This window comes from Amycolatopsis sp. MtRt-6 (assembly GCF_017308975.1).
Classification (GTDB): Bacteria; Actinomycetota; Actinomycetes; order Mycobacteriales; family Pseudonocardiaceae; genus Amycolatopsis.
On record NZ_JADWPD010000034.1, the window covers coordinates 45710 to 51712 of the forward strand.

Annotated in this window: 9 protein-coding genes; 5 read left to right on the plus strand and 4 right to left on the minus strand. The window is 73.7% G+C overall.

Annotation, left to right across the window (positions count from 1 at the left end):
• The first annotated feature begins 233 nt into the window (after positions 1 to 233).
• Both I4Q55_RS39880 and I4Q55_RS39885 read left to right on the plus strand, forming a co-directional pair.
• Positions 234 to 533, plus strand: coding sequence for a hypothetical protein (locus tag I4Q55_RS39880; protein ID WP_206795726.1), 300 nt, complete (start codon positions 234 to 236; stop codon positions 531 to 533).
• A gap of 242 nt (positions 534 to 775) precedes the next feature.
• A complete protein-coding gene (locus I4Q55_RS39885; protein WP_206795727.1) occupies positions 776 to 949 on the plus strand; it encodes a hypothetical protein in 174 nt (57 codons plus the stop codon).
• A 7-nt stretch (positions 950 to 956) separates the two neighbouring features.
• Here I4Q55_RS39885 and I4Q55_RS39890 read toward each other — a convergent pair whose 3' ends face one another.
• From I4Q55_RS39890 to I4Q55_RS39905, 4 genes are read right to left on the minus strand one after another with little or no spacing between them, the layout of a single operon-like run.
• Entirely contained in the window at positions 957 to 1763 is an 807-nt protein-coding gene (locus tag I4Q55_RS39890; RefSeq protein WP_206795728.1) for an MBL fold metallo-hydrolase, read from the minus strand.
• A gap of 53 nt (positions 1764 to 1816) precedes the next feature.
• Positions 1817 to 2428 carry a DUF3618 domain-containing protein gene (locus I4Q55_RS39895; protein ID WP_206795730.1) on the minus strand — a complete coding sequence of 204 codons (612 nt, stop codon included), beginning with the start codon at positions 2426 to 2428 and terminating at the stop codon, positions 1817 to 1819.
• Positions 2425 to 2853, minus strand: coding sequence for a phage holin family protein (locus I4Q55_RS39900; protein WP_206795731.1), 429 nt, complete (start codon positions 2851 to 2853; stop codon positions 2425 to 2427). The genes I4Q55_RS39895 and I4Q55_RS39900 overlap by 4 nt, the downstream gene beginning before the upstream one ends.
• Positions 2853 to 3779: a hypothetical protein gene (locus tag I4Q55_RS39905; protein ID WP_242547616.1), complete on the minus strand. Its 927-nt coding sequence runs from the start codon at positions 3777 to 3779 to the stop codon at positions 2853 to 2855. The genes I4Q55_RS39900 and I4Q55_RS39905 overlap by 1 nt, the downstream gene beginning before the upstream one ends.
• A 224-nt stretch (positions 3780 to 4003) precedes the next feature.
• Between I4Q55_RS39905 and I4Q55_RS39910 the strand changes: the two genes are divergently transcribed.
• The 3 genes from I4Q55_RS39910 to I4Q55_RS39920 form a co-directional block, all read left to right on the plus strand.
• Entirely contained in the window at positions 4004 to 4384 is a 381-nt protein-coding gene (locus tag I4Q55_RS39910; protein ID WP_206795734.1) for an STAS domain-containing protein, read from the plus strand.
• Between the two features lie 30 nt (positions 4385 to 4414).
• Complete coding sequence (locus tag I4Q55_RS39915) at positions 4415 to 5224, plus strand: nucleotidyltransferase family protein (protein WP_206795736.1); 810 nt, start codon at positions 4415 to 4417, stop codon at positions 5222 to 5224.
• Positions 5221 to 6003 (plus strand): metallophosphoesterase (locus tag I4Q55_RS39920; protein ID WP_242547617.1); only part of this gene is annotated, 783 nt, incomplete at its 3' end. The genes I4Q55_RS39915 and I4Q55_RS39920, both read left to right, overlap by 4 nt.

Genomic DNA, 6003 nt, shown 5'->3' on the forward strand with positions numbered 1-6003 from the left:
GAAGGCGCCGACCCCGGACCGCCTGATCGGCCGCCTCCCGGAGGACGCCCGGTGCCCACGCGGCCGGCCGGCTGCTCCGCACGGGTGTATCCGGAAAAATTGTCACCGGAGGACGGGAGGGGCGGCGCCGGCCGGTCCTTTGAGGACTTGAACCGATCACGGGGGAGTGCTATAGAAAATAGTGCAGGACATGACCTGGTGACATCGCGAGACGATCCGGGGAGTGAACGACGATGCCGGACGAGATCACCCGCACGGCCGACGGGTTCGCCGAGCTGGTGCTGGCCGACCCCGCGTGGGTCCAGGCGGAGTTCGACGCCATCGTGGCTGCGAACTTCGGCCCGCCACCACCACCGGTTCCCGCCGCCCGCCGCCGTCGTGGGGTGCCGCGGCCGCCCGCGGTCGACGGTGTGCCCCGACGACGACCGGGTGTTCGCCTGCTCGCCGCGAAGTGCCCGCGGCGGGAGCGGGCTCCTCCGTGTCCCGGAGGGCGAATGACAACGGACACCGAGGAAAGGGGAGTGATGCCGTGACGGCTCCCGGGTTTCCCTCGGCGCCGGTGGGCGCTGCCTGCCCCGACAGCGGCCGGTAGGACCTGTTCAGGCCCGGCCACCGCGCCTCCAGGCGCACACCCGCGGCAGCGACGCCGGCGTGCCGGGAGCCGTCGGGTTCGCAGGTACGGACAAACGGTTTCGACACGCTGGTTCCTCCGCTGGTCCCGGTGCCGCGCGCCGGCACCGGGACCGGGCGGGGACGAGCGAAGGGAGGGACCACGATGCCCGGGGACTTCGTCCCGCCGAACGACCTGGCCGACCAGCAGGTGCCGGTCCGGCCCGAGCGCGAAGACACCGAGGACGTCACCGGTGTCCCGGCCGACGCCGATCCGGCGGATTTCGCCGACCAGCACCGCGACGCGCCCGTCCTCGGCGACGGCGAACCGTGGCCGTGAGCGGGAGTCACAACGACAGGAATTCGCCCCGCAGCAGCAGCTTCACCCGCGTGGGCGGGCGGCGGTGCCGGACCTCCACCAGGAATTCGGACACCGGTGAGTGGAACAGGCCGTAGTCGTCGAAGTGCACCGGGACCGCGCGCCGGGCCTCCAGCAGGTTCAGCAGCTCGACCCCGCCGCGGTGGTCGAGCGTGACGAGCACGCCGAACGCGCGCGTGCCGCCCAGGTGCACGACCGCGAGGTCGAGGTCGGGGAAGTGCTCCCGGATGCTCCGGAGTTCCTGGTGCAGCACCGTGTCCCCGCTGACGTAGATCCGCAGCGGATCGGCTTCCGGCGTCGCGCGGTACTCCAGCACGCTGCCCATGACCGGCGGGAGCAGCCGCCGCATCGGACCGGGGGCGTGCCGCGCGGGGACGGACGTCACCGTCAGCCGCGCGTCGCCGTCGGTGAAGGTCTCCGACGTCCACGTCGGCAGCGGGAGCGGCGCGTGGAAACCCCGCCGCAGCAAGCGGGTGGCCGCGTGCCCGGTGGTGAGGATCGGGGTGTCGCGGGGGAGTTCACGCGCGGCGATCCGGTCGAAGTGGTCGCCGTGCAGGTGGGAAAGGACGACCGCGGTCAGCGGCGGCAGGTCCGCCGGCTGCAGCGCGGGTTCGGTGCGCCGCCGGGAAAGCAGGCCCTGCCCGAAGTACGACCACTGGCCGCGGTGCAGGAAGTTCGGGTCGGTGAGCAGGGTGAACGGGCCCAGCCGGAGCACGGTGGTCGCGGTCCCGACGAACATCAGGGAGTTGCCGTCGGGTGGCTCGTACGGGGACATCGCGGTCCTTTCGCGGGGATGGGGCGCGGCCGGGGGCGGCCGCGCCCCACGGCTCAGCTCCGGGACCGCACGTTCTGCTGGGCCTCCTGGGCGCGATCGGTGACGTCGCCGGTCGCCGACCGCGCTTCGTCCTTGACGGTGGACGCCGCGCCGGCGGCTTCCGACTTCACCGATTCGGCCGCCTGCTGCGCGGGTTCGCGCAGGTTCTCCTTCAGTTCCCCGGCCGCCTGCTGGGCCACCGGAGCCACGTGCTCGCGGGCCAGGTCGGTGGCCTGCCCGGCGAGCCGGCGCTCCGGCTCGCTCGCGGGCAGCAGGGACGACACGAGCCAGCCGGCGCCGAAGGCGATCAGGCCGGCGGCCAGCGGATTACCCTGGGTACCGCGCTTGATCGACTCCGGGGCCTCGCTGACGGCGTCGGCGGCGGAGCTCACCTTGTCCTGGGCAGCCGAAGCGACGGAGCCGACCTTGTCGCCCGCCGTCGACGCGTGGTCGGACGCCGTGCCCATGACGCGGTCCCGCGCGTGGCTCACCGCCGACCGCATCCGGCCGATGCGGCGTTCGACGATCCGGCCCGGCGTCACCTTTTCGGTGAGGGCGTTCACGTCGGTGCTGAGCGCGCGTTGCGTGCCTTCGATTTCGCGGCGGATCCGCTCCGGTTCCGTCATGGTCGTTCGCCTTTCAGTGCGTCCGGGACCTGTTGCAGGGTCTCGACGGTGCGTTCGGGTTTCGGGTTGATCCGGCGGACTTCGCGGCGCCCGGTCGCGTAGAGCACGGCGCCGGCGATCGCCCACACGACCGCGACGATCAGCGCGGCCCAGCCGGCGTCCATGACGTTCGCCAGGCCCTGCCAGAGGGCGAGGGAGAGGAACAGCAGGACCATGTAACCGGCGAACCCGGCGCCGCCGAGCATGCCCGCGCCCTTCGCGGCCTTGCCCGCCTCGGTCTTCACTTCGGCCTTCGCCAGCTCCACTTCCTGGCGCACCAGGGTGGAGAGGTCCTGCATGACGTTGGACATCAGCTCACCGACGGAGGCATCGGCCACGTCGACGGGCTCGCCGGCGCGGCGAGCGGAACCGGGTGCCTCGGTCATCACGGCACCTGCCCCGGCGCGGAGAAGCGGGGGCTCGGCTGCGGCAGGTCGTCGGCGGGCCGGGATGTGGTGGGTCCGCCGGGTGCTGCGGCCGGCCGGCTCGGTTGCGGCAGGCCTTCGGCGGGTTGCGGTGCGTTGGGTCCGCCGGTAGCCGGGCGGCCCTCCATGGGGTGCGGTGCGTTGGCCCCACCGGGAGCCGCAGTGCCCGGCTGCGGGAGGCCTTCGCTCGGCTGGGGTGCGTTGTACCCACCAGGCGCCGCGGCCGGCCGGCTCGGTTGCGGCAGTCCCTCCGTGGGCTGCGGCGCGTTGTACCCACCCGGAGCCGCATATCCCGGCTGCGGGCGATCCGGCCGGGCCCCACCAGGCTGCGGAACGGCCGGGCCGGCGTGCGGCTGCGGGGCATCAGCCCCGCCGTTCGGCGAACTCTCCTTCTGCTGCGCCACCACACCGCGCGTGAGCCGTCCGGCGAGTGCGCCGGCGACGGCCGCGCCGATCAGGAACGTGCCGGGGCGGCGGCGGGCGAAGCGCCTCACCTCGTCCAGGAGGTCGCCCGGTTCGCGGTGCTCGAGCCAGTCGGCGACCGACCGCGTCCGGTCCGACACCTGGCGTGCGACGTCGCCGGCGAGGCCGGGGGACTCCGTCTGCTCCGCCATCCGCTCCAGCTGGCCGGCCAGCTGGTGGAGGCTCTCCGCCGCCTTTCGCTGACCGTCCCTGGCCTGGGCCTGCAGCTGCTCCCGGCCTTCGCGGACCAGGTCGCGTGCTTCCCGCTGGGCGTGCGCGGCCACGTGCTTCGCTTGGTCCGCGGCCGTTTGCGCGACTTCGCCACCCCGGTCGGCGGCGGTGGCCGCCACTTCGCGGGCTTCGTCCGACGGCGATCCGTTGCCGTGCTGCTGCGGCGGCGACTGACCGCCGGGTCCCTGGGTCATCTCGACCTCCTGCGGGAGGGGCACTTTCGCGCCTTCGTGGGTGCCGGCGGCGGACCACCGGCCTGGTAGGGCGGCTGGCTACCCGGGCGGTCCGGGGATAAACCGGACACCGCCGCGGCGCCGAGCGTCCGTTCCTCGGTGAAGGTCTTGAACCGGCCGCCCGGCAAATCGATGACAAACCGATGCAAGCCATCTAAGGTCGGCAGCGACGGAAGGGAGCACCCGTGACCGACGACGGGACGCCCGCGCTGACGGTGCGCGTCCGCACCGTGCCCGAAGCCGTCGTCGTCGCGGCCGCCGGCGACCTCGACCTCGCCACCGCGCCGGTGCTGCGGACGCGGGCGCGCGCCGCGCTGGCCGGCCGGCCCGGGGCGCTCATCGTCGACCTGGGCGCCGTCACCTACTGCGGCTCGGCCGGACTGCAGGTCATCGCCGAGCTGGTCGCCTCTTCCTCGGCCGCCGGCCTGCCGCTGGCGGTCGTCGCCGACCGGCGGCCGGTGCTGCGTTCCCTGCAGGTCACGCGCCTCGACGCCGCCGTCGCGCTGCACCCCACGGTGGCCCGCGCCCGCGCGTGGCTCCGGCGGCGACGCACAAGCGGCGGTTAGGCCCGGCCCGGTCGCGGGTAGTCCTCAGCCATGGAAGCGGAGGCGCTGCTGCAGAGCCTGACCCGTGTCGTGACCGCGCTCGACGGCACGGGCATCCGGTTCGCCGTCGCCGGCGGACTGGCCGTGTACGCCCGCGGCGGGCCGCCGTCGGACCACGACGTCGACCTGTTCCTCAAACCCGGTGACGCGGACCGGGCCGCGGAAGTGCTCACCGCGGCGGGCCTGCGCCGCGTGCACCCGCCGGAGGACTGGCTGACGAAGGTCTACGACGGCGACATCCTGGTGGACCTCATCCACGGCCCCAACCACCGGCCGGTGACCGACGAGCTGCTCGACCGCGCCTCGCTGATGCGGATCGGGTCCACCGCGGCGCCGGTCGTCTGCGGCACCGACCTGCTGGTGGACAAGCTGCTCGTGCTGAGCGCGCACCGGTGCGACTTCGCGCCGCTGCTGCGGATCGCCCGCGACCTGCGCGAGCAGGTCGACTGGACCGACGTCGCCGTGCAGGTGTCGGCGTCCCCGTACGCCCGGGCGTTCCTGGCCCTGCTCGGCGACCTGGCCGTGATCGACCCGAAGGAGGCACTCGTGCCCGAACCACCGCAGTACCTCGTCGCCCGGCTCAGCCGGGCCCTCGCCGAAGACCCCCGCACCGCCGAGCTCGGCGTGCACGTGACCGTGCGGGGCGAGCACGTCCACCTGACCGGCGAAGTCACCTGCCCCGCGCGCAAGGCGGAGGTGGACGCCGTCGTCGGCGAATACCTGACCGGAGAGCTGGTGCACAACGACATCCGGGTCGCCGACGTCCGCGAACCGGCGAGCGCGGAGGAGATCGGCCGATGAGGATCGCCGCGGTCGGGGACGTGCACCTGGGCGAGGATTCCCGCGGCCTGCTCCGGCCGGCCCTGGAACACCTCGCGGGCACCGCCGACGTCCTGCTGCTGGCCGGGGACCTCACCCGGCACGGCACCGTCGAGGAGGCCCGCGTGGTGGCCGACGAGCTCGCCGGGCTCGGCGTGCCGATCGCCGCGGTCCTCGGCAACCACGACCACCACAGCGACTACGCCGAGGTGATCGCGAACCTGCTGCGGGAGACCGGGGTCGAGGTCCTGGAGGGTGACGCGGTCCGCTTCGACCTGCCGGACGGCTCCCTGGGCGTCGCCGGCGTCAAGGGCTTCGGCGGCGGGTTCGCCGGCAAGTGCGCCAGCCGGTTCGGCGAGCGGGAGATGAAGGACTTCGTCGAGCACACGATGGCCTCGGCGAATTCGTTGCGGCAAGCGTTGCAGACGCTCGACACGGACGTCGTCGTCGCGCTGACGCACTACGCGCCGATCCCCGGCACCCTGCACGGCGAGCCCCCCGAGATCCACCCGTTCCTCGGTTCGTACCTGCTGTGCGAGCCGATCGACGAGGTGGGGGCCGACCTGGCGCTGCACGGCCACGCCCACTTCGGCTGCGAGCAGGGCGTGACACCCGGCGGCGTGCGCGTGCGGAACGTGGCGCAGCCGGTGATCCGGAAGGCGTACGCGCTCTACGAGCTGCACCCGGCCGAGCTGGCCGCGCGGTCGTGGGTGGGTAATATGGGTAGAAACCCCCATACCACACCCCACCCACCCCGGCCG